The following is a 22,804-nucleotide window of genomic DNA, read 5'->3' on the forward strand; positions in this document are numbered from 1 at the left end:
GCACAGGACTTAAAATCCTGCGATTGGTAACGATCGTACCGGTTCGATTCCGGTCCTCGGCATAAACTAATGAGCACCCTTAGCTCAACTGGATAGAGTACCTGACTACGAATCAGGCGGTTAGAGGTTCGACTCCTCTAGGGTGCATTTTTCTTTTTAACTCGGGAAGTAGCTCAGCTTGGTAGAGTACTTGGTTTGGGACCAAGGTGTCGCAGGTTCGAATCCTGTCTTCCCGATATATGGCGGTGTAGCTCAGCTGGCTAGAGCGTCCGGTTCATACCCGGGAGGTCGGGGGTTCGATCCCCTTCGCCGCTATAAAGATCTTGTTGGACCTTTAGCTCAGCTGGTTAGAGCTCTCGGCTCATAACCGAGTGGTCGTAGGTTCAAGTCCTACAAGGTCCATTTGAATAGTATGGAGGATTACCCAAGTCCGGCTGAAGGGAACGGTCTTGAAAACCGTCAGGCGTGTAAAAGCGTGCGTGGGTTCGAATCCCACATCCTCCTTTTCATTAACGCGGGATGGAGCAGCTCGGTAGCTCGTCGGGCTCATAACCCGAAGGTCGTAGGTTCAAATCCTGCTCCCGCAATAAGGCTCGGTAGCTCAGTTGGTAGAGCAATGGATTGAAGCTCCATGTGTCGGCGGTTCGATTCCGTCTCGCGCCATTTTTACTTATAGTATGTATGCGGGTGTAGTTTAGTGGTAAAACTACAGCCTTCCAAGCTGTTGTCGCGAGTTCGATTCTCGTCACCCGCTTTGAACTTTGTTCAAATTACCAAGTTTTTAACTTGGGCGCGTAGCTCAGGTGGTTAGAGCGCACGCCTGATAAGCGTGAGGTCGGTGGTTCGAGTCCACTCGTGCCCATTAATTGGAGAATTACTCAAGAGGCTGAAGAGGACGGTTTGCTAAATCGTTAGGTCGGGTAACTGGCGCAAGGGTTCGAATCCCTTATTCTCCGTTTTATTGAGAGTTTATAACTCTCTTTTTTCTTGCTTCTTTGTCAACTGTACTGGGTTGAAGAAAAGTTAAGAACGAGAAAGGACAAATTTCGTCCTTTCTTTTTTGATATTCAGAGCGATAAAAATCCGTTTTTTGAAGTTTTCAAAGTTTCGAAATCCAAATGCATTGCGCTTGACAAGTTTGATAAGATTATTGGTCGCTTCTAATTTTGCGTTGGAATAAGGTAACTGAAAGGCGTTGACGATTTTCTCTTTGTTCTTTAGAAAGGTTTTAAAGACAGTCTGAAAAAGAGGATGAACCTTCTTTATATTGTCTTCAATGAGACCGAAAAATTTCTCTGATTCCTTATTCTAAAAGTGAAAAAGCAAGAGCTGATAGAGCTGATAGTGGTGTTTCAAGTCTTCTGAATAGCTCAAAAGCTTGTCTAGGATTTCTTTATTGGTTAAGTGCATACGAAAAGTAGGGCGATAAAAACCCTTATCACTGAGTTTCCGACTATCTTGTTGGATAAGTTTCCAGTAACGCTTGATAGCCTTGTATTCATGGGATTTTCGATGATACTGATTCATGATTTGGACACGCACACGACTCATAGCACGGCTTAGATGTTGTACAATGTGGAAGCGATCTAGAACGATTTTAGCGTTTGGAAAAGTTGTCTAGCTAAGTCATAGTAGGGACTAAACATATCCAAAGTAATGATTTTTACCTGACAACGAACAGCTCGATTGTAGCGCAAAAAATGATTTCTTATGATAGCTTGTGTTCTGCCCTCAAGAACAGTGATGATATTGAGCTTTTCAAAATCTTGCGCAATGAAACTCATCTTCAACTCCCGATTGAAACAGTCACTCCCCTGACTGTTTCAACGTCCCAGGACATAATCTCAGGCAGACGAGAAAAATCATGCTTAAAACGGAAGTCATTGAGTTTGCGAATGACAGTTGAAGTTGAAATAGACAGCTGATGGGCAATGTCAGTCATAGAAGTCTTTTCAATTAGCTTCTGGGCAATCTTTTGGTTGATGATACGAGGGATTTGGTGATTTTTCTTTACTAGAGGAGTCTCAGCGACCGCCATTTTTAAGCAGTGATAGCACTTAAAACGACGCTTTCTAAGGAGAATTCTAGTAGCCATACCAGTTGTTTCAAGGTAAGGAATCTTAGACGGTTTTTGAAAGTCATATTTCTTCATTTGACTTCTGCAATTAGGACAAGGTGGAGCCTCATAATCCAGTTTAGAGATAATTTCTTTGTGGTTATCCCTATTAACGATATCCATAATTTGGATATTAGGGTCTTTGATATCGAGTAGTTTTGTGATAAAATGTAATTGTTCCATAGGATTCTTTCTAATGATGGTTTGGTTGCTTTTCATTATAGATCTTATGGGACTTTTTTTCTACAACAAAATAGGCTCCATAATATCCATAGGGGATTTACCCACTACAAATATTATAGAGCCTTATTTTTTGTTGTATAAACTTACTATTACTTCCAAGTTTTTAGTGAAATTTCTCCGCTATTTAGCCAGATTTCTTTTCCGTTATCACATTGAACTAAAAGTTTACCACTTTCAGAGATATCTTTAGCAAGTCCCTTGTAGTCTTTTTGATCTAGTATAAAAGTAACTTCTTTTCCTAGGACGAATGACTGTTTTTTATATAGGTATAATAGCTCTTCTGCTGGTGTTTCGAAGAAAACACGCCAGATTTCTATGATTAATTCATTTCTGGTTATAGGTGCTGGTGCTTTAAATAGACTAGCAGCTTTTTCTTTTAATTCCTGGGGGAAGTCTTTGATAGTAAAGTTGATTCCTACTCCAATAATGATATCTGTGACTAGGCCTGTTTCTACAGACGTCATTGCCTCAGTAAGGATTCCTCCGATTTTATGATTGTTTAGGTAGATATCATTGACCCATTTTATGTCGACATCTATTAAAGTTAGGTTCTTAATGGCTTTGTAGACAGCTCCAGCTACAAGTAGTGTGTAGGATGGTAACTTGTCATAGGCGAGATTTGGTTTAAGATGGAGTGTCATATAAATACCACCTTGTGGTGAGTAGAAGGAACGTTGAAAACGGCCTCGCCCTGCTGTTTGATAGGAAGCTATATAGAGGGTGTTTGCTTCATTTCCTAAATCAATTGCTTCTTTTGCATCCAGTTGTGTTGATTTTGTTTCGGGTTTAAAACTGACTTTAATTGGAAGATTTTCTTCTAGAATCTCTGGAAGAATAAGGTCACCATTCATTAGTTTATATCCTTTGTTTTTGATGCTATCAATTTCAATGCCTTCTTGTTCTAGTCGCTTGATGGCTTTCCAAATTGATGTTCGGCTTAGGGATAGTTCTTCTGCAATTTTTTCTCCGCTGATATAGTCGGTTTCTTTAGATAGGATTTGGTAGACAGCTTGGTAGGATTTCATAGTGTTGCCTTTCTTTAAGAGTAGTATATGATTTGAATCTAGTTTGGATAGTTGCGCCTAATCTATATTTTATTACTACTATTTTAACATATGCCTACTATTTACGGCATGATTTTCTTAGAGAAAATGCAATCATTAATATTGAGTTTTGAAATCTCAGTATTTTTGCTCCCTTTTTTACCTAGGAATCGTTTCCTTTGTTTTCAAATTGCTAAAAAAGTGGTACAATAAAGGGTAGCTTACTATTATCTGAATCAGCTGATTTGGAGAGAAAGGATTCATTTTGAAATCAATAGGCTTTATTGAAAAGCTGAAAGGGTTGTCTAGTAAAGAACTTATTTTATTGGGAATTATCCTGAGTATCTTTTTACCCTTTTATCTTTTTGTAGTTGTATTCTGTTTATATATTATCAGTTTGATTTTTACAGGAGACATGAAAAGTATTCTTCAGAAAATGGGGGAGCATCCGATGCTGCTTCTTTTTCTTGGCTATAGTACTGTAATATCCATTTTTGCACAAAATTGGATGGGTCTTGTGGCTTCAGTAGGAATGTTTCTATTTACTGTTTTCTTTTTGCACTATCAGTCGATTTTATCACATAAATTCTTTCGATTGATTTTGCAGCTCGTCTTGTTTGGTAGCGTCTTGTCAGCTGCTTTTGCGAGTTTAGAACATTTCCAAATTGTGAAGAAATTTAACTATGCTTTTCTTTCACCCAATATGCAGGTGTGGCATCAGAATCGGGCAGAAGTGACCTTCTTTAATCCTAATTATTATGGAATTATTTGTTGTTTCTGTATCATGATTGCCTTCTATCTGTTTACAACGACCAAGTTGAATTGGTTGAAAGTATTCTGTGTGATTGCAGGCTTTGTGAATCTCTTTGGTTTGAACTTTACGCAAAATCGAACTGCCTTTCCTGCTATTATCGCTGGAGCCATTATTTATCTCTTTACGACCATTAAAAACTGGAAGGCCTTTTGGCTTAGTACTGGAGTCTTTGCGATTGGCTTGAGTTTCCTATTTTCCAGTGATTTAGGAGTTCGGATGGGGACTTTAGACTCTTCTATGGAAGAACGCATTTCTATCTGGGATGCTGGGATGGCCTTATTTAAGCAAAATCCTTTCTGGGGTGAAGGGCCATTGACTTATATGCACTCTTATCCTAGAATACATGCTCCTTATCATGAACATGCTCATAGTCTTTATATTGATACGATTCTGAGTTACGGAGTTGTGGGAACTATTTTATTAGTTTTGTCTTCTATTGCTCCTGTTCGCTTGATGATGGATATGAGTCAGGAGTCGGGGAAACGTCCGATTATCGGTCTTTACCTATCTTTCCTTACAGTGGTTGCTGTGCACGGAATTTTTGACTTGGCCCTCTTCTGGATTCAGTCAGGATTTATTTTCTTGCTAGTTATGTGCAGTATTCCATTGGAGCATAGAACTTTGGTATCGGACATGACTGATTAAGTTTATAAGAGTAAAATCTTCTATCTTGTGTAGGAGATTTTTTTACTAGGAAAAATTATTTCTAAATCGAAATAGTTGACAGTTGGAATAACAAGTGTTACAATAGTTTTATTCATTTCGATATCGAAGTAAATAGGAGGTGTTATGAAAGATAGTCATTTGGTAGCCCATCATATTCGTTTGTTGAATGGGCGGATTTTTCAAAAGTTACTGAGCCAAGATCCTGAAGCTCTTTATCGGAGTGAACAGGGGAAGATTTTAGCGGTTTTATGGAATAGTGAAACTGGCTGCGCAACTGCAACAGATATTGCTCTGTCGACTGGGCTTGCTAATAATACGCTAACGACTATGATAAAAAAGCTAGAGGAACAAAAGCTTGTAACCGTTAGTCCATGTGGAGAAGATAAGCGTAAGAAGTATTTAGTTTTAACAGAGTTGGGGCAATCTCAGAAAGAAGTGGGACATCGTGTCAGTCAGAAATTGGATACGATTTTTTACAAAGGATTTTCAGAGGAAGAAATTCGGCAGTTTGAAGCCTTTCAAGAAAGAATTTTGGCTAATCTAAAAGAGGAGGAAAATGAGGATTAAAATGGAGCAAATTAGCTACTTTTAAGTAAAGGGCACTTTCGACTTTGTTTTCCAACTCTTAGGACAAGGAAACTAAGTGGTTAGCTATGGTCAAACTCAGATTGATGGCCTTGCTTATGCTCAGTATGATATCTTCCGACTAGAAAACGGTAAAATTGTGGAGCATTGGGATAATAAGGAAATTATGCCTAAGGTAGAAGACTTGACCAATCGAGGCAAGTTTTAAATTGAGGATACAGAATGATTGAATACAAAAATGTAGCTTTACATTACACAGAAAAAGATGTTTTGAGAGATGTCAATTTACGGATTGAGAATGGGGAATTTATGGTTTTAGTTGGACCTTCAGGGTCCGGTAAGACGACCATGATAAAGATGGTTAACCGTCTTTTGGAACCGACTGATGGAAATATTTTTATGGATGGCAAGCGCATCAAAGACTATGATGAGCGTGAACTTCGTCTTTCTACTGGTTATGTTTTACAGGCCATTGCTCTCTTTCCCAATCTAACGGTTTCGGAAAATATTGCCCTGATTCCTGAAATGAAGGGCTGGACTAAGGAAGAAATTGCTAAGAAAACTGAAGAGCTTTTGGCTAAGGTTGGCTTGCCAGTAGCTGAGTATGGGCATCGTTTGCCTAGTGAATTATCTGGTGGAGAACAGCAACGGGTCGGTATTGTTCGTGCTATGATTGGTCAGCCTAAGATTCTCCTCATGGATGAACCTTTTTCAGCCTTGGATGCTATTTCTCGCAAACAGTTGCAGGTTCTGACTAAAGAATTGCATAAAGAGTTTGGGATGACAACGATTTTTGTGACCCATGATACGGATGAAGCTTTGAAATTGGCGGACCGTATTGCTGTTTTGCAGGATGGAGAGATTCGTCAGGTGGCGAACCCTGAGACGATTTTAAAAGCGCCTGCAACAGACTTTGTAGCAGACTTGTTTGGAGGTAGTGTTCATGACTAATTTAATTGCAACTTTTCAGGATCGTTTTAGTGATTGGTTGACAGCTCTATCTCAACATTTGCAGTTGTCACTTTTAACCTTGTTACTAGCTATTTTTATCGCGATTCCCTTGGCTGTTTATCTTCGCTATCATGAGAAGTTGGCGGATTGGGTTTTGCAGATTGCAGGGATTTTCCAGACCATCCCGTCTCTGGCCTTGCTGGGGCTCTTTATTCCTTTGATGGGAATTGGGACTTTACCAGCATTGACAGCTCTAGTGATTTATGCGATTTTTCCGATTTTGCAAAATACCATCACTGGGCTAAAGGGAATTGATCCGAGTCTGCAAGAGGCTGGGATTGCCTTTGGGATGACCAGATGGGAACGTCTCAAGAAATTCGAAATTCCACTTGCTATGCCGGTTATGATGTCTGGGATTCGGACGGCAGCGGTCTTGATTATCGGTACGGCAACCTTGGCTGCTTTGATTGGTGCAGGGGGGCTAGGTTCCTTTATCCTTTTGGGAATTGACCGTAATAATGCCAGTCTGATTTTGATTGGGGCACTTTCTTCTGCAGTGCTTGCTATTGCCTTTAACTTCCTATTAAAAGTGATGGAAAAGGCAAAATTGCGGACGATTTTTTCTGGTTTTGCCTTGGTGACCATATTGCTCGGTCTGTCTTATAGCCCAGCCCTCTTAGCTCAAAAAGAGAAGGAAAACTTGGTTATTGCTGGTAAATTGGGTCCAGAACCAGAAATTTTGGCCAATATGTATAAGTTGCTGATTGAAGAAAATACCAGCATGACTGCGACTGTTAAACCAAATTTTGGGAAAACAAGCTTTCTCTATGAAGCTCTGAAAAAAGGCGATATTGACATTTATCCTGAATTTACTGGTACGGTGACTGAAAGTTTGCTACAACCATCACCTAAAGTGAGTCATGAGCCAGAGCAGGTTTATCAGGTGGCGCGTGATGGTATTGCCAAACAGGATCATCTAGCCTATCTCAAACCCATGTCTTATCAAAATACCTACGCTGTAGCTGTTCCGAAAAAAATTGCTCAAGAATATGGCTTGAAGACCATTTCGGACTTGAAAAAAGTGGAAGGGCAGCTGAAGGCAGGTTTTACACTCGAATTTAATGACCGTGAAGATGGCAATAAGGGCTTGCAGTCAATGTATGGTCTCAATCTCAATGTGGCGACCATGGAACCAGCTCTTCGCTATCAGGCAATTCAGTCAGGTGACATTCAAATCACGGACGCCTATTCGACTGATGCGGAATTGGCGCGTTATGATTTGCAGGTCTTGGAAGATGACAAGCAACTCTTTCCACCTTATCAAGGGGCTCCACTGATGAAAGAAGCTCTTCTCAAGAAACATCCAGAGTTGGAAACAGTTCTCAATAAATTGGCTGGTAAAATTACTGAAAGCCAGATGAGCCAGCTTAACTATCAAGTCGGTGTTGAAGGCAAGTCAGCAGAACAAGTAGCCAAAGAGTTTCTACAAGAACAAGGTTTGTTGAAGAAATAGTTTGAAAATGTCAAACTCAACTTTGTTAAACGACCATATAGAAAACTGCTCAGACAATGTTGTCTGGGCTTTTTTGGGTACGACGGGCATGTCGTACATCTGAGGTGTAAGTCCTCCGTGGGCACCCGCTACCGGTGAACCCAATAGCGATTCCCAAGCCTGACTATCGTGAGGTAGCGGGGAGAGGAAGGGATAGCGAAATCGTGGCTCTACGAACAGGAACGTGATAGTAAGGCGTATATAGCGGATAAGGGGGCCTAAAACTCTAAAGTCCAAAAAGGTAGTCGTAACCTATATGCGTAAATCACGAGAGTAAACGAGGAAAGATGTACAACTTATCCCGTGAGGTCTCATGAGCGCTGAAAGCGTAGTAACAACGAATCATGAGAAGTCAGCCGAGCCCATAGTAGTGAGGAAACTTCTGTAATGGAAGTGGAGCGAAGGGGTGAACAACTAATTGAAGTAATCCTACTTCACTTGTGTCTGTAAAACGAACGGTCTGATAGAACTGGACTCTATCACGTATTGACTAGATGAAGGTTCACCAATATAAGATGTCCCTCAGGCACCAAAACAAGAAAGGAATACGCACATGTCAAAATTGCTAGATAAGATATTATCACGCGAAAATATGCTGGAAGCCTACAATCAAGTAAAATCCAATAAGGGCTCAGCTGGGATTGATGGAATTACTATCGAAGAGATGGATAATTATCTCAGACAAAACTGGCGCCTGACTAAGGAACGGATAAAACAAAGAAAATATAAGCCTCAACCAGTTCTCAGAGTTGAGATTCCCAAACCAAACGGAGGCATCCGTCAACTAGGAATTCCAACAGTTATGGATAGAATGATTCAACAGGCCATTATTCAAGTCCTTACCCCCATTTGTGAACCCCATTTCTCAGATACGAGCTATGGATTCAGACCAAATCGGTCATGTGAAAAAGCCATCATGAAGCTCTTAGAGTACTTAAATGACGGCTATGAGTGGATAGTGGATATAGACCTAGAGAAATTCTTCGATACAGTTCCTCAAGATAGATTGATGTCCTTAGTACATAACATTATCGAAGACGGAGATACGGAATCCTTGATTCGTAAATATCTTCATTCAGGTGTTATCATTAACGGTCAGCGTCATAAAACGCTAGTTGGCACACCACAGGGAGGAAATTTATCTCCTCTCTTATCCAATATCATGCTTAATGAATTGGATAAGGAATTAGAAAAGAGGGGACTTCGATTTGTGCGCTACGCAGATGATTGTGTGATTACGGTCGGAAGCGAGGCTGCCGCTAAGCGTGTGATGTATTCAGTCAGTCGTTTTATTGAGAAACGGCTAGGTTTGAAAGTAAACATAACCAAGACTAAGATTACTAGACCAAGAGAGTTGAAATATTTAGGTTTCGGGTTCTGGAAATCATCAGCTGGTTGGAAAAGTCGCCCCCATCAAGATAGTGTTCGGAGATTTAAGCTTAAATTGAAGAAACTAACACAGAGGAAATGGAGTATAGACTTAACAGGACGTATTGAGCAACTGAATTTGTCTATTCGAGGATGGATAAACTATTTCTCATTGGGAAATATGAAAAGTATAGTCACCAGCATAGATGAGCGCTTGCGCACTCGCCTACGAGTGATTATCTGAAAGCAATGGAAGAAGAAATCTAGACGATTATGGGGATTGCTTAAGTTAGGAGTTCCTAAATGGATAGCAGATAAGGTATCTGGCTGGGGCGACCATTATCAATTAGTAGCTCAGAAGTCGGTACTTAAACGTGCTATATCAAAACCAGTCCTTGAGAAACGTGGACTGGTTTCGTGTTTGGATTATTACCTTGAACGACATGTGTTAAAAGTTAGTTGAACCGCCGTATGCCGAACGGCACGTACGGTGGTGTGAGAGGGGCTAGAGATTATCCCCTACTCGATTGTCAGAACTAATGATTTTCATTTTTAAATGGAAAATAAGAGGAAATTTTTAGGATTTTCTAAAATTTTACTGTAAATACACTTGACTATTCACAAAATAGGTGTATAATGTGTTGTGAACTACTTAACAAATAAAGATTTCCAGCTCATGTCGACTAAGGATGGAAATCTTGTGTATAGACAGTTCAGTAGATATATAATAGAGCGTTGCGTCCGAAAGTCTATCCAGACACGGCTCTTTAAAAACAAAAGGAGAAGATTATGAAAACAGAACCGATTCATCGTACCAGTATGTGGAAATTTAAGTTAAGTGCTGCCACCATGACTTTGATTCCCGCTGCCGTGGGGATTAACTATGTTGCCAAAGCCTTGGCGGAGGGATTAAAGTTGCCCGTTTGGCTGGGGTCTTTGGGAACCTTTCTTACCAGCATGTTGGCTGGGCCGGTTGCCGGTGCCATTAGTGGTTTCATCAACAACGTGATCTATGGGCTGACCTTATCGCCAATTTCAACCGTGTATGCGATTACCAGCATCGGAATTGGGATTGCTGTCGGAGTTTTGCACGCCAATGGGTGGTTCTCGTCAGCGCGACGAGTATTTGTTTCTGCTATTATTATTGCCATCGTTTCAGCTGTCATTTCAACGCCACTCAACGTCATCTTTTGGGGTGGTCAGACCGGTATCGCTTGGGGTGACTCATTGTTTGCGGTAATGGTCGCCAATCATGCACCAGTGTGGCTGGCCTCATTTACCGATGAGTTTGTCTTGGATATTTTGGATAAAGTCTGCGTGGCCTACCTGGCATTCTTCATCTATCGTCAGCTGCCGAAGCGGATGGTGCACTTCTTTAGCGATGATAAATGATGACTGATAAAACATTGATTTCTGAAGCGCCACGGGTCAAGCTCAAGTGGTACCAGGTGATCGATCCGATTACTAAGCTCTTGTTCATCTTGGACATGACGTTGTTGAGCTTTGCCAGTATGAATTTATTGCTTCAGGCCGGATTAATTCTTGTCGCAACACTGCTATTGTTATTTTCCAAATTGAGTTCTACCACCTTTAAGGCACTGGGATTCAGCCTGTTTCTGATTTGCACCATGCTGATCATCCAAGGGTTATTTTACAGTCGGAATCAAACTGTGCTGTTTTCTGTGCTTGGGGTGTCGTTCTACAAAGAAGGCCTGATTTACGCCACCACTCTGGGTTGTCGAGTATTGGTGATTATTTTGACCAGTGGCTTTTTTATGGTGACCACGAGTATTTCAGAAAACGCGGCCTATTTGGAACTGTCTGGATTGTCTTATAAAACCGTCTACGTTCTGATATCGGTGTGTTATATTTTGCCGGAAATGATGCGCAATATGCGGAAAATCCAGCAGGCACAAAAAGTTCGCGGAACCAATCCGCAAAAAACGTTGATTCAGAAATTAAAGTCAGTCCTGCCGGTGCTAATTCCATTGGTGATTAAGACCTTGGATCAATCGATGACGCGGTCGATTTCTCTCCAACTGAGAGGTTTTGATAATCTCAACCGGACTGTCAGAACCTCCCAGCGCGTGTATCGCCTGTCGCGGACGCTGCACATTGGTCTGACTGGATTGGCAATTTTATTGATTGGGTGGAAGATATGGACGAAGATAAACGGATTGTAATTGAAAATTTGACCACCCGTTATCCGGGTACTGAGCAACCACAACTGCGTCAGATTAACGCGGAGGTTCATACTGGCCAGGTGGTTGGGATTATCGGGAATAGCCACTCCGGCAAATCGACTTTGTGCCGTGTGCTGGCAGGGGTCATTCCCAAAATTGTGTCTGCTGAGATTGAGGGCGATTGGCACATGTTTGGCCAGCGAGTGTCCGACAATTGGCCCGTTTATAATGCCATGAATGGAGTTGTACTGCAAAATCCAGCTGGCCAACTAAGCGGGTTGGCAGAGACGGTTGCCGATGAAATCGCCTTTGACTTGATTAATCAGGGAATGGCTGAAGGACTGATTCAAAAACGGGTTGAAGAAGTTGCCACGCAAATGGGGCTGATTGAACAGCTGAATTTGCGTCCCGAGAGCCTTTCCGGTGGTCAGATCCAGCGGTTGGCAATTGCCACGGCGATTGTGGCTAATCCGGCTGTTTTGATTATGGATGATCCGACCAGTGAGATGGATCCCCTTGGCCGCCGGCAATTTTTCCAATGGCTGGCCCAAGTCAAAGAGACGACTGTCTTCATTGTCACCAGTGAAATTGACGATTTGTGCGAAGTCGCCGACGTTGTGTGGGTGCTGCACGAGGGTCAAATGGTAGCCCAGGGCAGGCCGGGTGAGGTGTTTAATCATTTGGCAGCGGAATGGCAGATTCCAGCCTCGACAATCCAGCAACTTGCTCAAAAAATGGATTGGCACTTGGCTGATGGCCGGTATCCGGTGAATTACGCTGATCTGAAGGAGGTTCGTTATGTCCACAATTGAACTGAGCCACCTGACGTTCACTTATCCGGAACGGTCCTTTAGCTTGGATGTTGAATACCAACACTTCGCCGATCCGATGGTGGCGATTGTCGGCCAAAATGGTGCCGGCAAATCAACGCTCTTCAAATTGTTGACGGGTTTGCTGACACCACAAACCGGTGTGATTAAGATCGATGGAGAAAATTTTAATGATCTTAAACCAGTCGAAAGGTTACTGAAGGTTGGGATTACTTTTCAGAATCCTGACGATCAGCTTTTCAACCCGACCGTTCAACGAGAGGTGGAGTGGAATGTCGCGCAGGTCATGGATGACCACGACACGATTACGAGGCGGGCTTTAGCGGCTCTAAAAAGAGTTGGCTTGGATGATAAAACAGCTGAAAGTCCATATGACCTGTCATTGTCGGAACGCAAGCTGTTGAGCGTTGCCACAGTTTTGGCAGTGGATCCGGCGATTTATTTATTTGATGAGCCGATGATGTCGCTTGATTGGGAAAGCCGGCGCAAGTTGACCGCAATTTTCCATCAGTTGGCTGATTCGGGCCACCAAGTTGTGACCATCACCCATGACATGGATTGGGTCGCCGCCGAGTTTGAGTCGGTGTATGTTATGGAACACGGGAAGTTTGGCTTCGCCGGCAGTCCACGGGAATTGTTCAGCAATCACGAACTTGTCCAGCGAGTGGGATTACTACCACCGCGGATTATGGACATAGCGGAGTCGCTGGGTGATTCACAGACATATTTATCGGTTAATGATTATTGCCAGAAAAATCGAGATGTATAGAAAAAATCACCTCTGCGGGTTTTCCAGGTTGAAGGATTAACTTCAGCTTCTGGCAAGAACTCACATGGGTGACTTTTGTGTTTAATAACGTTTCATGATCATCGGGTACTTCCTCAGATCACTCGGTTTGATTTTACTTTGTTTCATGGTCATAATCATATACCATTTCTTTTGGATTTTTTGTTTGACTAATACAAAATAGGTCTTCATAGGTCTTCGCATTTTTAGCGCCCATTAGGATCATCAGTATAATTTTCTGAATTAGGAGACTGTCCCATCACTATTCGAACTTCGTCTCCCAACTTACGCTGTTCCCATTCATCTGTGAATCCTTTAAATCGCAATTCTGGAACTTTCTTTTTAACTGAATCATCTATTTTCGCCATAGTCCCCACCATTTTATTGGTTTTTCTTGTTCTTCTATCCTTTTTTGATCTTTGATTTGTTCCTGCAAATTTTCCAACTTCTCTTTAAGAGCGTTCACTTCATCTTTATATTGATTGTCTAAGTGTTTGAATTCTGTTTCCTTTGAGGGCATTTTGAGGGCTTTTAAGTTATCATTTTCCGCCTTGTATTCTTCTAGCAACTTTTTATCTTGCAAGGCTAATCGTTGTTACTGGTCTAACAAATTAGTTAGTTTTTCCATTTGTTGGTCTTTGGTATTTGATTTGCTACTACCTTCTACTTTACCTAAAATTATTTTTTCTGCTTTAGAATTTACTAGATTAGACCCATTGGAACTTTTAAGCTGTAATTCTTTTGGTAACCTTTGGTAGTGATATTGAATATTTTGTTTTGTAACACTCAACTCATCCGCCAGCTCTTTGATCGTTTTTAAGTCTTCACTCATGGTTTAAGTCCTGCCTTTTAACCGTTGGTAGATATTGTTCAATGGCTTTTTTGAGGTAGCGTGCAATATTATGCTTAGAATATTCTTAACGTCTGCTGGCAACATAAGACAAGTGATCTTTAACACTATTTAGCCCTCTTAATTCTTTCAGTTCGTCATAGAGGGGGTAAACATGGACTTGCAATCCTGCCATGATTTTTGTATCTTGCATTTCAAACGGACTTAGCAACATATTTTCTAGCAATAGCGTGGTGTACTTGCTTTTCATTGCTTCAATAGCTAGCTTATCTTCGGTTTCTGCTTTGCGTGCTTTATCTTCTTGATAGGCGGTATCTTCTAACTTATAGCTGTTATCGTCTGCTAGACGTTTTTTTCGTAACCAGATATCCAATGTTAAACCGTCCGCATCAATCGCTCGATAGAGATAATGCCAACGTCCCTTAATTTTGATATAGGTTTCATCCATTTTCCACGAATAGAAGGACTGTTTATTTTTCTTTTTCCAGAGATGATAGAGGATTTTACTGTATTCTTGAACCCACCGATAAATCGTAGTGTGACAAACATTTATTCCACGGTCATAAAGCAATTCCTGAACTTCACGATAGCTCAGATTGTAACGTAGGTAATAACCAACAGCGACAATGATGACGTCTTGTTGGAATTGTTTGCCTTTAAAATGATTCATCCCTCAAGCCTTACTAACCTTTTTTCTGCTCTTTGAGAAGCTGAAGGTCGTGCTAGTAACTACCTATTTGGTTTGATTAATTCCATCATTTATCTGGTGCTTGCCCTTCAAAAAGGCTTCTATGGTGAGGTTTTAACAACTCTCTATTTTACAATTATGCAATCGATTGGGCTCCTAGTTTGGATTTATCAAGCTCAGTTCAAGAAAGAAAAGCAGGAGTTTGTCGCGCGTAAACTAGATGGTAAGGGTTGGACCAAGTATCTTTCCATCAGTGTTCTTTGGTGGTTGGCCTTTGGATTCATTTATCAGTCTATTGGTGCCAATCGTCCCTATCGCGATTCCATCACAGATGCGACCAATGGGGTAGGGCAAATCCTCATGACAGCTGTTTACCGTGAACAATGGATATTCTGGGCAGCTACCAATGTCTTTTCAATCTATCTCTGGTGGGGAGAAAGCCTGCAAATTCAAGGGAAATATCTGATTTATCTCATCAACAGTCTAGTTGGTTGGTATCAATGGAGCAAGGCAGCTAAGCAGAATACTGACTTACCTAACTAAGAAGAGATGTTTGAAAATGCTGTTTTAAGTTTTCGGTTAAAACAGATAGAGTTGAAAATCAAGGATTTGATATGATGGAAAGAGGATCAGTTGGTCCTCTTTTGTTGTTGAAAAGATAAAAACTCAGTAGCCTGTGCATCAGGCAACTGAGCTCTACTCTATATTCAATTTTTAGGAATGAGAAGGTCTAGATAAAACTGGACAACTTCCTGTTCTGTGAAGTCTTGCCCTTTTTTGAGCCACCAGGTTAATGTCTCGATAAAGTTGGTTACAACTAAGTGTTGGAGATAAGAAGCAGGCAGACTTGGGTGAGCTTTTTTCAAATCCTCAGCCAGCATGGGATAGACGTGGTGCTCCAGCTCTCTCTGGAGTTGACGGAGGAAGTAGTCATTTTTGGAGAATAGTAAACTAGTGATATGGTCTTGATTTTTCTGAAAATGTAGAAAGAGGTGGGCAAGGTAATCTTCGGTTGAAATGGCTTGCTCTCTTTCAAAGAGATGATGGAAGAGGTAACGACAGAGCTCATCTAGAAGTAGCTCTTTGCTTTCATAGTGACAGTAAAAGGTGGAACGTCCCACATCTGCGAGATCAATGATATCCTGAACAGTAGTGGCCTCGTAGCCCTTAGCATTCAAAAGTTGTAGAAAAGCTTGATAGATAGCTTTTTTTGTTTTACTGATACGGCGGTCAATCTTAGTCATATGGACACTTGAGGCAAATTGTTCAGAACTGAATAAAGCTGACGCTTTGCTTCTATCCTTTCTTTGAGTTTTAGTGGATAATGATAATGAACAAGATGTTCATGAATCTATTATAACAAAGGAATGAGAAATATGAAGACAAAATATGCTGTTTGGGTGGCCTTTTTCTTAAATTTGACTTATGCCATTGTCGAGTTTATTGCAGGTGGAATATTTGGTTCTAGCGCTGTTCTTGCTGACTCTGTGCATGACTTGGGAGATGCGATTGCAATTGGAATATCAGCTTTTCTAGAAACCATCTCTAATCGTGAAGAAGATAATCAGTACACCTTGGGCTATAAGCGGTTTAGTCTGCTAGGAGCCTTGGTAACAGCGATAATACTCATGACAGGATCAGTTCTAGTCATTTTGGAAAATGTCACGAAGATTTTAAATCCGCAACCAGTCAATGATGAGGGGATTCTCTGGTTAGGAATTATTGCGATTACTATTAATGTGTTAGCGAGTCTAGTGGTTGGTAAGGGAAAGACAAAGAATGAGTCTATTCTGAGTCTGCATTTTCTGGAAGATACCCTAGGGTGGCTGGCTGTGATTCTGATGGCGATTGTTCTTCGGTTCACGAACTGGTATATCCTAGACCCACTTTTGTCCCTTGTCATTTCTTTCTTTATTCTTTCAAAAGCCCTTCCACGTTTTTGGTCTACGCTCAAGATTTTCTTGGATGCTGTGCCAGAAGGTCTTGATATTGAGCAAGTAAAGAATGGCCTGGAGCGATTGGACAATGTGGCCAGTCTTAATCAGCTTAATCTCTGGACTATGGATGGTTTGGAAAAAAATGCCATTGTCCATCTCTGTTTAGAAGATTGGGAGCAGATGACGGAAACAAAGAATCAAGTACGTCAGCTCTTAGAAGAAAGAGGTGTGCAGAATATTACTATCGAAGTGGACACCAGTCAAAGCAATCATGCGCAACATAAGCGAAAGGTAACAGCTTTAGAGCAGCACCATGAGCATCAACATTAGAAAAAGAGGCTGGGCAAAAACTGATTTCTAACTATCACAAAAACGAGCAGAACAGCCTTGACATTATGCGTTTTTTGATTTTAAAGATTTTTTTCCCAGTCTCCTTTTAGTCATTCCTTGTACTTTCTCTCAGAGTCAGTCTGGTTCCCAGCATGGTCAGGCTAGGAATTTTGCGACCGTGGAGGACTTCCTTGTTAAGAATATCCATACCTGCTCGCCCCATTTCTTCGGTATAGACGGTGATGCTGGATAGGGGAGGATAGACTTGCTTGGTCAGACTAGTGTCGTTAAAGGAAATGAGGCTGACACGGTCTGGCAGGCTGATTCCAGCTTCTTGGAGCGCACGGAGGGCACCGATGGCTAAACTATCACTGGCAGCGAAAAAGGCTGGTGGGAGTTGGTCTCCTAAGCTTTGAATGGCCTCCTTCATCAAGTCATAGCCAGACTGGGCAGTAAAACTTCCTTGAAAGACTAGTTCATCATGATAGATTCCCTTCGCTTGACTGTAGTTTCTGAAGTTTTCCAGCCGCTTATCCTCAATGATTTCTTCTTGGTCAGTTGTTTCCTCAAGCCCTGTTAGAATCCCGATACGATCCAGTCCTTGGCTGAGGAAATAATCGACAACCTGTTTCATGGCAGTGTAAAAGTCCGTGATAATGCAGGTATGTCCCAGCGAGAGGGTATCGCTGTCTAAAAATACAAGAGGCTTTTGGTATTCTTCAAAGGTAGAAATCTGTGCACGGCTAAACTTTCCGATGCAGAGAATCCCAATCACTTCCTCGCTTAACGTAAAAGGATGGTCATTAAAATAGCGCAAGATATCATAGTCCAACTCTTGGGCTCTTTTTTCTATGCCTAGGCGAATCTGGTAGTAGTAGAGGTCGTCCAGCTCCCCTTGTTCGCTGACCCATTGGATAATGGCAATCTTTTGCTTGGGCTTGTGGGACTCGCCTGTCTTGAGGTGCTTGGTGTAGCCCAGCTCTTCAGCCACGGTTAAAATACGGTGTCTGGTTTCTTCTGTAACAGATAGGCTCTGGTCGCGGTTGAGGACACGGGATACGGTCGCGATAGAGACAGAGGCTAGCTGTGCAATGTCTTTTAAGGTAGCCATAAATCCTCCTTGATTAGATTAGTATATCATATTTTTCTGTATTTTACTGATAGTTTAGTAAAATTTTAGTAAAAAGGATTGACCTTGGGAAATCCCTTGGATACAATAGAAGAAAACGATTACACGTTAAGGTAACTTAACGGACAGTAAAAGGAGAAATCATATGACACAACATCTTACTGCTGAAGCTCTTCGTAAAGACTTTCTTGCTGTTTTTGGTCAAGAAGCAGACCAAACTTTCTTTTCACCAGGTCGTATCAATTTGATTGGTGAACACACGGACTACAACGGTGGGCACGTTTTTCCAGCTGCTATTTCCTTGGGAACTTATGGTGCAGCTCGCAAGCGTGACGATCAAGTCTTGCGTTTCTACTCAGCTAACTTTGAAGACAAGGGTATCATCGAAGTGCCTCTTACTAACCTCAAGTTTGAAAAAGAGCACAACTGGACCAACTATCCAAAAGGGGTTCTTCATTTCTTGCAAGAAGCTGGGCATGTGATTGATAAAGGTTTTGATTTTTATGTTTATGGGAATATCCCAAATGGTGCTGGCTTGTCTTCTTCAGCATCCTTGGAACTCTTGACAGGGGTCGTGGCAGAGTATCTCTTTGATTTAAAACTAGAGCGTTTGGATTTGGTTAAAATCGGAAAACAAACAGAAAACAACTTTATCGGAGTCAACTCTGGTATCATGGACCAGTTTGCTATCGGTATGGGTGCAGACCAACGTGCTATTTACCTTGATACCAACACCTTAGAGTATGATTTGGTGCCGCTTGATTTGAAGGACAATGTCGTTGTTATCATGAACACCAACAAGCGTCGTGAACTAGCTGACTCTAAATACAATGAACGCCGTGCTGAGTGTGAAAAAGCCGTGGAAGAGTTGCAAGTTGCCTTGGATATTCAGACCTTGGGTGAATTGGACGAGTGGGCCTTTGACCAATATAGCTACCTAATCAAAGATGAAAATCGTTTGAAACGTGCTCGTCATGCTGTGCTTGAAAACCAACGTACCCTCAAAGCTCAAGTAGCCCTTCAAGCAGGAGATTTGGAAACCTTTGGTCGTTTGATGAATGCGTCACACGTTTCTCTTGAGCATGATTATGAAGTAACTGGTTTGGAATTGGATACTCTTGTTCACACAGCTTGGGCACAAGAAGGTGTTCTCGGTGCTCGTATGACAGGGGCAGGTTTTGGTGGCTGTGCCATTGCCTTGGTGCAAAAAGATGCTGTTGAGCCCTTTAAGGAAGCTGTAGGCAAACACTACGAGGAAGTAGTTGGCTACGCTCCAAGCTTCTATATCGCTGAAGTTGCAGGTGGCACTCGCGTCCTTGGCTAGTCAAAAGGAGGCTCTATAGTGACCTTAGTAGATAAATTTGTAACACATGTCATTTCTGAAAGTTCATATGAGGAAATGGATCGAATCTACCTGACCAATCATGTCTTGGCACGAGTGGGAGACGGTGTTTTGGAAGTTGAGACGGATCTGGATGAGTTGATTGACCTCAAGGACCAGCTGGTTGAGGAAGCCGTTCGATTAGAGACAATTGAAGATAGTCAGACTGCGCGTGAAATCCTTGGTGCTGAACTGATGGACTTGGTGACTCCTTGTCCGAGTCAGGTCAATCGTGACTTCTGGACAACCTATGGCCAATCTCCTGAGCAAGCGATTGCGGACTTTTACCAACTTAGCCAGAAAAATGACTACATCAAACTCAAGGCCATTGCTAAAAATATTGCTTATCGTGTTCCATCTGACTACGGAGAGATTGAAATTACCATCAATCTCTCTAAGCCTGAAAAGGATCCCAAAGAGATTGCGGCAGCCAAGTTGGTGCAAGCTAGTAATTATCCTCAGTGTCAGCTTTGTCTAGAGAATGAAGGTTACCATGGTCGGGTCAACCACCCAGCTCGCAGCAATCACCGTATTATCCGCTTTGAAATGGCTGGTCAGGAGTGGGGCTTCCAGTATTCGCCCTATGCTTACTTTAATGAGCACTGTATTTTCTTAGATGGGCAGCATCGTCCCATGACGATTAGCCGTCAGAGTTTTGAGCGTCTACTGGCTATTGTAGAGCAGTTTCCAGGCTATTTTGCTGGCTCTAATGCCGACCTGCCGATTGTGGGAGGCTCTATTCTAACTCATGACCACTATCAGGGAGGCCGTCACATATTTCCTATGGAATTGGCTCCCTTGCAAAAGACCTTCCGATTTGCTGGTTTTGAGCAGGTCAAGGCTGGAATTGTCAAGTGGCCTATGTCAGTGATTCGATTGACCTCGGATTCCAAAGAAGATTTGATCAATTTAGCTGATAAGATTTTGCAGAAATGGCGCCAGTATTCAGACCCTGCAGTGCAGGTTTTGGCAGAGACTGATGGGACACCACATCACACCATCACTCCGATTGCACGTAAGCGTGATGGACAGTTTGAGTTGGACTTGGTCTTGCGGGACAATCAGACTTCTGCAGAACATCCTGATGGTCTCTATCATCCTCACAAGGATGTCCAACATATCAAGAAGGAAAATATCGGCTTGATTGAGGTCATGGGCTTGGCAATCTTGCCACCACGTCTGAAAGAAGAAGTGGAGCAAGTCGCTAGCTATCTTGTAGGAGAAGCTGATACAGTTGTCGATTATCATCAGGAATGGGCAGACCAACTTAGAGCCCAATATCCAGACCTAGCAGATAAAGAAAAAGCCCTTGAAATCGTCAAGGACTCTGTGGGTGCAATCTTTGCGCGTGTACTTGAATATGCAGGAGTCTACAAGCAGACAGAACAAGGACAGGCAGCCTTTATGCGTTTTGTGGAGCAGGTCGGAATTTTGCCAGACTAGGAGCTTTCTCCTTGCACAGTCCTATAAAAAGTAGTATCATAGTGTCGTTTGAAATATCAGGAGGAAACGATGAAAGATTTTCATTTTGACGCTATATCTGCCTTTGAAAATTACGAAATTGAACAAATGAGAGATGGTCACGTTGTGGTGACGACCAAAGTAGTGGACTCGTCGCTCAACTACTATGGCAATGCTCATGGTGGCTATCTCTTTACCCTTTGCGACCAGATCAGTGGTTTGGTGGTTATCTCGCTAGGACTAGACGGAGTGACACTCCAATCCTCTATCAACTACCTCAAAGCAGGAAAACTCGACGACGTGCTGACCATTAAAGGAGAATGTGTCCATCAAGGTCGCACCACTTGTGTAGTGGATGTGGATATTACCAATCAAGAAGGCAGAAATGTCTGCAAAGCAACCTTTACCATGTTTGTCACAGGCCAGCGGTCAGAAGATAGACAGGTAAGGATATAAAGAAAGGTGAGTGGGATAAATTTATCTCACTTATTTTTAATTTATGAGATATGTTAGAAGGAAATATAAAAGAGAGTGATGAAATACAAATATAATAGGTACATATTGTGGTATACTAGTTATAGTAGATTTTAATTGCTTATATCGAGTGAATTCTCATATTAGTGAGGAATTTTTAAATGGAATTACACTTTAATTTAGAATTAGTAGAAACTTATAAAAGTAATAGCCAAAAGGCCCGTATCTTAACGGAGAATTGGGTTTATCGTCACTCTTATTGCCCTAATTGTGGGAAAAATCCCTTAAATCATTTTGAAAATAATCGGCCTGTAGCAGATTTTTACTGTAATCATTGTAGTGAGGAGTTTGAACTAAAGAGTAAAAAAGGAAATTTTTCATCAACAATCAATGATGGTGCTTATGCAACGATGATGGAGCGTGTGCAGGCAGATAATAATCCTAATTTCTTTTTTTTAACTTACATAAAAAATTTTGAGGTAAATAACTTTCTTGTCCTTCCGAAGCAATTTGTCACACCGAAATCGATTATTCAAAGAAAACCACTTGCACCGACTGCAAGACGTGCTGGTTGGATTGGTTGTAACATAGATTTATCGCAAGTACCTTCCAAAGGAAGAATATTTCTCGTGCAAAATGGGCAAGTTAGGGATCCAGAAAAAGTTACAAAAGAATTTAAGCAAAGTTTATTTTTAAGGAAGAACTCTCTTTCAGTAAGAGGTTGGACAATAGAAATTCTAAATTGTATTGATAAGATAGAGGGTTCAGAATTTACCCTTGAAGATATGTATCGTTTTGAAAGTGACCTAAAAAATATCTTTGTTAAGAACAATCATATCAAAGAAAAGATTAGGCAACAGCTTCAAATATTAAGGGACAAAGAAATAATAGAATTTAAAGGTAGAGGAAAGTATCGGAAATTATGAAAACGAAACAATTTGTTGCATCAGAAGAGGTGTATGATTTCTTAAAAGTCATCTGGCCTGATTATGAAACAGAGAGTAATTATGAAAACTTATGTGTAATGGTTTATACTTTATCAGACCCTGATTGTGTGAGGTGGTTATCTGAAAATATGGAGTTTGGTGATGAGAAACAACTTTCTTTATTGAATAAAAAATATAGCTGGGAATATGGAGATGAATTACCAGAGTGGTTGGAAAGCCCAAAACATAGATTATTGCTAATAAGTGAGTTATTGGAGAGAAACTTAAGATGAAACAGTATACAGTAGAAATTACAGAAACTCTAACCCGTTTAGTAAGCATAGAGGCTGAAAATCCAGATGAAGCCGAACGACTTGTAAGAGAAAAGTATAAGAGTTGTGAAATTGTTCTTGATGCAGATGATTTTCAGGACTATGAGACTAGTATATATGAGTAGATGTTTTTATTTTGTCACACAAAAAAGAGGCTT

Annotated in this window: 19 protein-coding genes, 10 tRNA genes and 7 pseudogenes; 27 read left to right on the top strand and 9 right to left on the bottom strand. The window is 41.4% G+C overall.

The window, feature by feature from the left end; translation table 11 throughout:
- The first annotated feature begins 73 nt into the window (after positions 1-73).
- From SK629_RS02435 to SK629_RS02480, 10 genes are all read left to right on the top strand, one after another.
- Positions 74-147 (top strand) — tRNA-Arg (locus SK629_RS02435).
- A 15-nt stretch (positions 148-162) separates the two neighbouring features.
- Positions 163-236 (top strand) — tRNA-Pro (locus SK629_RS02440).
- A 5-nt stretch (positions 237-241) separates the two neighbouring features.
- Positions 242-315: transfer RNA gene (locus tag SK629_RS02445), tRNA-Met, on the top strand.
- A 13-nt stretch (positions 316-328) separates the two neighbouring features.
- Positions 329-402, top strand: a tRNA-Ile gene (locus SK629_RS02450).
- A gap of 12 nt (positions 403-414) precedes the next feature.
- Positions 415-504: transfer RNA gene (locus SK629_RS02455), tRNA-Ser, on the top strand.
- A 9-nt stretch (positions 505-513) separates the two neighbouring features.
- Positions 514-587, top strand: a tRNA-Met gene (locus tag SK629_RS02460).
- 3 nt (positions 588-590) lie between these two features.
- Positions 591-663 (top strand) — tRNA-Phe (locus tag SK629_RS02465).
- A gap of 20 nt (positions 664-683) precedes the next feature.
- Positions 684-754: transfer RNA gene (locus tag SK629_RS02470), tRNA-Gly, on the top strand.
- A gap of 34 nt (positions 755-788) precedes the next feature.
- Positions 789-862 (top strand) — tRNA-Ile (locus tag SK629_RS02475).
- Positions 863-868: 6 nt separating this feature from the next.
- Positions 869-956: transfer RNA gene (locus SK629_RS02480), tRNA-Ser, on the top strand.
- A gap of 67 nt (positions 957-1,023) precedes the next feature.
- On the opposite strand, the pseudogene SK629_RS11195 reads toward SK629_RS02480, so the two are convergent.
- Together SK629_RS11195 and birA are read right to left on the bottom strand one after the other, a co-directional pair.
- A pseudogene (locus SK629_RS11195) lies at positions 1,024-2,299 on the bottom strand (ISL3 family transposase).
- Positions 2,300-2,448: 149 nt separating this feature from the next.
- The gene (gene birA, locus SK629_RS02500) at positions 2,449-3,384 is read right to left on the bottom strand and encodes a bifunctional biotin--[acetyl-CoA-carboxylase] ligase/biotin operon repressor BirA (protein ID WP_042900429.1); all 936 of its coding nucleotides are present in this window, start codon (positions 3,382-3,384) and stop codon (positions 2,449-2,451) included.
- Positions 3,385-3,667: 283 nt separating this feature from the next.
- On the opposite strand from birA, the gene SK629_RS02505 reads away from it, so the two are divergent.
- The 10 genes and pseudogenes from SK629_RS02505 (at position 3,668) to SK629_RS02545 (ending at position 13,120) form a co-directional block, all read left to right on the top strand.
- Positions 3,668-4,861: an O-antigen ligase family protein gene (locus SK629_RS02505; protein ID WP_042900430.1), complete on the top strand. Its 1,194-nt coding sequence runs from the start codon at positions 3,668-3,670 to the stop codon at positions 4,859-4,861.
- Between the two features lie 144 nt (positions 4,862-5,005).
- Positions 5,006-5,449 (top strand): MarR family winged helix-turn-helix transcriptional regulator, encoded by a 444-nt coding sequence (locus SK629_RS02510; RefSeq protein WP_042900431.1) that lies wholly within the window; start codon positions 5,006-5,008, stop codon positions 5,447-5,449.
- A 34-nt stretch (positions 5,450-5,483) separates the two neighbouring features.
- Positions 5,484-5,675: pseudogene (locus SK629_RS11210) on the top strand (polyketide cyclase); the annotation flags it as partial.
- A 14-nt stretch (positions 5,676-5,689) separates the two neighbouring features.
- Complete coding sequence (locus tag SK629_RS02515) at positions 5,690-6,418, top strand: ABC transporter ATP-binding protein (protein WP_042900432.1); 729 nt, start codon at positions 5,690-5,692, stop codon at positions 6,416-6,418.
- Complete coding sequence (locus SK629_RS02520) at positions 6,411-7,931, top strand: ABC transporter permease/substrate-binding protein (RefSeq protein WP_033684815.1); 1,521 nt, start codon at positions 6,411-6,413, stop codon at positions 7,929-7,931. The genes SK629_RS02515 and SK629_RS02520 overlap by 8 nt, the downstream gene beginning before the upstream one ends.
- 592 nt (positions 7,932-8,523) lie before the next feature.
- Positions 8,524-9,801: pseudogene (gene ltrA, locus SK629_RS02525) on the top strand (group II intron reverse transcriptase/maturase).
- A gap of 326 nt (positions 9,802-10,127) precedes the next feature.
- The gene (locus tag SK629_RS02530) at positions 10,128-10,730 is read left to right on the top strand and encodes a hypothetical protein (protein WP_000846130.1); all 603 of its coding nucleotides are present in this window, start codon (positions 10,128-10,130) and stop codon (positions 10,728-10,730) included.
- Positions 10,730-11,521 (top strand): energy-coupling factor transporter transmembrane component T, encoded by a 792-nt coding sequence (locus SK629_RS02535; protein ID WP_200872333.1) that lies wholly within the window; start codon positions 10,730-10,732, stop codon positions 11,519-11,521. Before SK629_RS02530 ends, SK629_RS02535 begins: the two co-directional genes overlap by 1 nt.
- Positions 11,497-12,333: an ABC transporter ATP-binding protein gene (locus SK629_RS02540; protein WP_042900435.1), complete on the top strand. Its 837-nt coding sequence runs from the start codon at positions 11,497-11,499 to the stop codon at positions 12,331-12,333. The genes SK629_RS02535 and SK629_RS02540 overlap by 25 nt, the downstream gene beginning before the upstream one ends.
- Positions 12,320-13,120, top strand: a complete 801-nt coding sequence (locus SK629_RS02545) for an energy-coupling factor ABC transporter ATP-binding protein (protein ID WP_042900437.1) — start codon at positions 12,320-12,322, stop codon at positions 13,118-13,120. Before SK629_RS02540 ends, SK629_RS02545 begins: the two co-directional genes overlap by 14 nt.
- A 224-nt stretch (positions 13,121-13,344) precedes the next feature.
- Here SK629_RS02545 and SK629_RS12415 read toward each other — a convergent pair whose 3' ends face one another.
- The 5 genes and pseudogenes from SK629_RS12415 to SK629_RS12995 form a co-directional block, all read right to left on the bottom strand.
- Entirely contained in the window at positions 13,345-13,506 is a 162-nt protein-coding gene (locus SK629_RS12415) for a hypothetical protein (protein WP_001062367.1), read from the bottom strand.
- A complete protein-coding gene (locus tag SK629_RS02555; protein WP_042900439.1) occupies positions 13,494-13,721 on the bottom strand; it encodes a hypothetical protein in 228 nt (75 codons plus the stop codon). Before SK629_RS02555 ends, SK629_RS12415 begins: the two co-directional genes overlap by 13 nt.
- 12 nt (positions 13,722-13,733) lie before the next feature.
- The gene (locus SK629_RS02560; RefSeq protein WP_042900440.1) at positions 13,734-13,970 is read right to left on the bottom strand and encodes a plasmid replication protein; all 237 of its coding nucleotides are present in this window, start codon (positions 13,968-13,970) and stop codon (positions 13,734-13,736) included.
- Positions 13,963-14,283, bottom strand: a pseudogene (locus SK629_RS12990) (DNA replication protein); the annotation flags it as partial. The gene SK629_RS02560 and the pseudogene SK629_RS12990, both read right to left, overlap by 8 nt.
- A gap of 27 nt (positions 14,284-14,310) precedes the next feature.
- Positions 14,311-14,658, bottom strand: a pseudogene (locus SK629_RS12995) (IS6 family transposase); the annotation flags it as partial.
- Between the two features lie 39 nt (positions 14,659-14,697).
- Between SK629_RS12995 and pnuC the strand changes: the two are divergent.
- Positions 14,698-15,219 (top strand): annotated as a pseudogene (gene pnuC, locus SK629_RS02570) (nicotinamide riboside transporter PnuC); the annotation flags it as partial.
- Between the two features lie 164 nt (positions 15,220-15,383).
- Here the strand turns inward: pnuC and SK629_RS02575 are convergent.
- Positions 15,384-15,920 (bottom strand): TetR/AcrR family transcriptional regulator, encoded by a 537-nt coding sequence (locus tag SK629_RS02575; RefSeq protein WP_042900442.1) that lies wholly within the window; start codon positions 15,918-15,920, stop codon positions 15,384-15,386.
- 132 nt (positions 15,921-16,052) lie between these two features.
- On the opposite strand from SK629_RS02575, the gene SK629_RS02580 reads away from it, so the two are divergent.
- Positions 16,053-16,943 (top strand): cation diffusion facilitator family transporter, encoded by an 891-nt coding sequence (locus tag SK629_RS02580; protein WP_042900443.1) that lies wholly within the window; start codon positions 16,053-16,055, stop codon positions 16,941-16,943.
- Positions 16,944-17,049: 106 nt separating this feature from the next.
- Here the strand turns inward: SK629_RS02580 and galR are convergent, their stop codons facing one another.
- On the bottom strand, positions 17,050-18,054 hold the full coding sequence (gene galR / locus SK629_RS02585) for a DNA-binding transcriptional regulator GalR (RefSeq protein WP_042900444.1): 1,005 nt from the start codon (positions 18,052-18,054) through the stop codon (positions 17,050-17,052).
- A 163-nt stretch (positions 18,055-18,217) separates the two neighbouring features.
- Between galR and SK629_RS02590 the strand changes: the two genes are divergently transcribed.
- The 5 genes and pseudogenes from SK629_RS02590 to SK629_RS12570 all read left to right on the top strand — a co-directional run bounded on the left by SK629_RS02590 (position 18,218) and on the right by SK629_RS12570 (position 22,771).
- Positions 18,218-19,396, top strand: a complete 1,179-nt coding sequence (locus SK629_RS02590) for a galactokinase (RefSeq protein ID WP_042900445.1) — start codon at positions 18,218-18,220, stop codon at positions 19,394-19,396.
- Positions 19,397-19,414: 18 nt separating this feature from the next.
- Positions 19,415-20,896, top strand: a complete 1,482-nt coding sequence (locus tag SK629_RS02595; protein WP_042900446.1) for a UDP-glucose--hexose-1-phosphate uridylyltransferase — start codon at positions 19,415-19,417, stop codon at positions 20,894-20,896.
- A 69-nt stretch (positions 20,897-20,965) separates the two neighbouring features.
- Positions 20,966-21,370, top strand: a complete 405-nt coding sequence (locus tag SK629_RS02600) for a PaaI family thioesterase (protein WP_000651223.1) — start codon at positions 20,966-20,968, stop codon at positions 21,368-21,370.
- A 179-nt stretch (positions 21,371-21,549) separates the two neighbouring features.
- The gene (locus SK629_RS02605) at positions 21,550-22,314 is read left to right on the top strand and encodes a DpnI domain-containing protein (protein WP_042900447.1); all 765 of its coding nucleotides are present in this window, start codon (positions 21,550-21,552) and stop codon (positions 22,312-22,314) included.
- Positions 22,311-22,771, top strand: a pseudogene (locus SK629_RS12570) (DpnD/PcfM family protein). Before SK629_RS02605 ends, SK629_RS12570 begins: the two are co-directional and overlap by 4 nt.
- Positions 22,772-22,804 lie beyond the last annotated feature (33 nt).

Source organism: Streptococcus mitis (assembly GCF_000722695.1).
Taxonomy (GTDB): Bacteria; Bacillota; Bacilli; order Lactobacillales; family Streptococcaceae; genus Streptococcus; species Streptococcus mitis_O.

Excerpts from the sequence above, each read along its gene's own strand:
- birA (WP_042900429.1), bottom strand. The coding sequence starts at position 3,384 with ATGAAATCCTACCAAGCTGTCTACCAAATCCTATCTAAAGAAACCGAC.
- SK629_RS02530 (WP_000846130.1), top strand. The coding sequence starts at position 10,128 with ATGAAAACAGAACCGATTCATCGTACCAGTATGTGGAAATTTAAGTTA.
- SK629_RS02560 (WP_042900440.1), bottom strand. The coding sequence starts at position 13,970 with ATGAGTGAAGACTTAAAAACGATCAAAGAGCTGGCGGATGAGTTGAGT.
- SK629_RS02575 (WP_042900442.1), bottom strand. The coding sequence starts at position 15,920 with ATGACTAAGATTGACCGCCGTATCAGTAAAACAAAAAAAGCTATCTAT.
- SK629_RS02515 (WP_042900432.1), top strand. The coding sequence starts at position 5,690 with ATGATTGAATACAAAAATGTAGCTTTACATTACACAGAAAAAGATGTT.
- SK629_RS02540 (WP_042900435.1), top strand. The coding sequence starts at position 11,497 with ATGGACGAAGATAAACGGATTGTAATTGAAAATTTGACCACCCGTTAT.
- galR (WP_042900444.1), bottom strand. The coding sequence starts at position 18,054 with ATGGCTACCTTAAAAGACATTGCACAGCTAGCCTCTGTCTCTATCGCG.
- SK629_RS02520 (WP_033684815.1), top strand. The coding sequence starts at position 6,411 with ATGACTAATTTAATTGCAACTTTTCAGGATCGTTTTAGTGATTGGTTG.
- SK629_RS12415 (WP_001062367.1), bottom strand. The coding sequence starts at position 13,506 with ATGGCGAAAATAGATGATTCAGTTAAAAAGAAAGTTCCAGAATTGCGA.
- SK629_RS02605 (WP_042900447.1), top strand. The coding sequence starts at position 21,550 with ATGGAATTACACTTTAATTTAGAATTAGTAGAAACTTATAAAAGTAAT.
- SK629_RS02600 (WP_000651223.1), top strand. The coding sequence starts at position 20,966 with ATGAAAGATTTTCATTTTGACGCTATATCTGCCTTTGAAAATTACGAA.
- SK629_RS02535 (WP_200872333.1), top strand. The coding sequence starts at position 10,730 with ATGACTGATAAAACATTGATTTCTGAAGCGCCACGGGTCAAGCTCAAG.
- SK629_RS02510 (WP_042900431.1), top strand. The coding sequence starts at position 5,006 with ATGAAAGATAGTCATTTGGTAGCCCATCATATTCGTTTGTTGAATGGG.
- SK629_RS02590 (WP_042900445.1), top strand. The coding sequence starts at position 18,218 with ATGACACAACATCTTACTGCTGAAGCTCTTCGTAAAGACTTTCTTGCT.
- SK629_RS02580 (WP_042900443.1), top strand. The coding sequence starts at position 16,053 with ATGAAGACAAAATATGCTGTTTGGGTGGCCTTTTTCTTAAATTTGACT.
- SK629_RS02545 (WP_042900437.1), top strand. The coding sequence starts at position 12,320 with ATGTCCACAATTGAACTGAGCCACCTGACGTTCACTTATCCGGAACGG.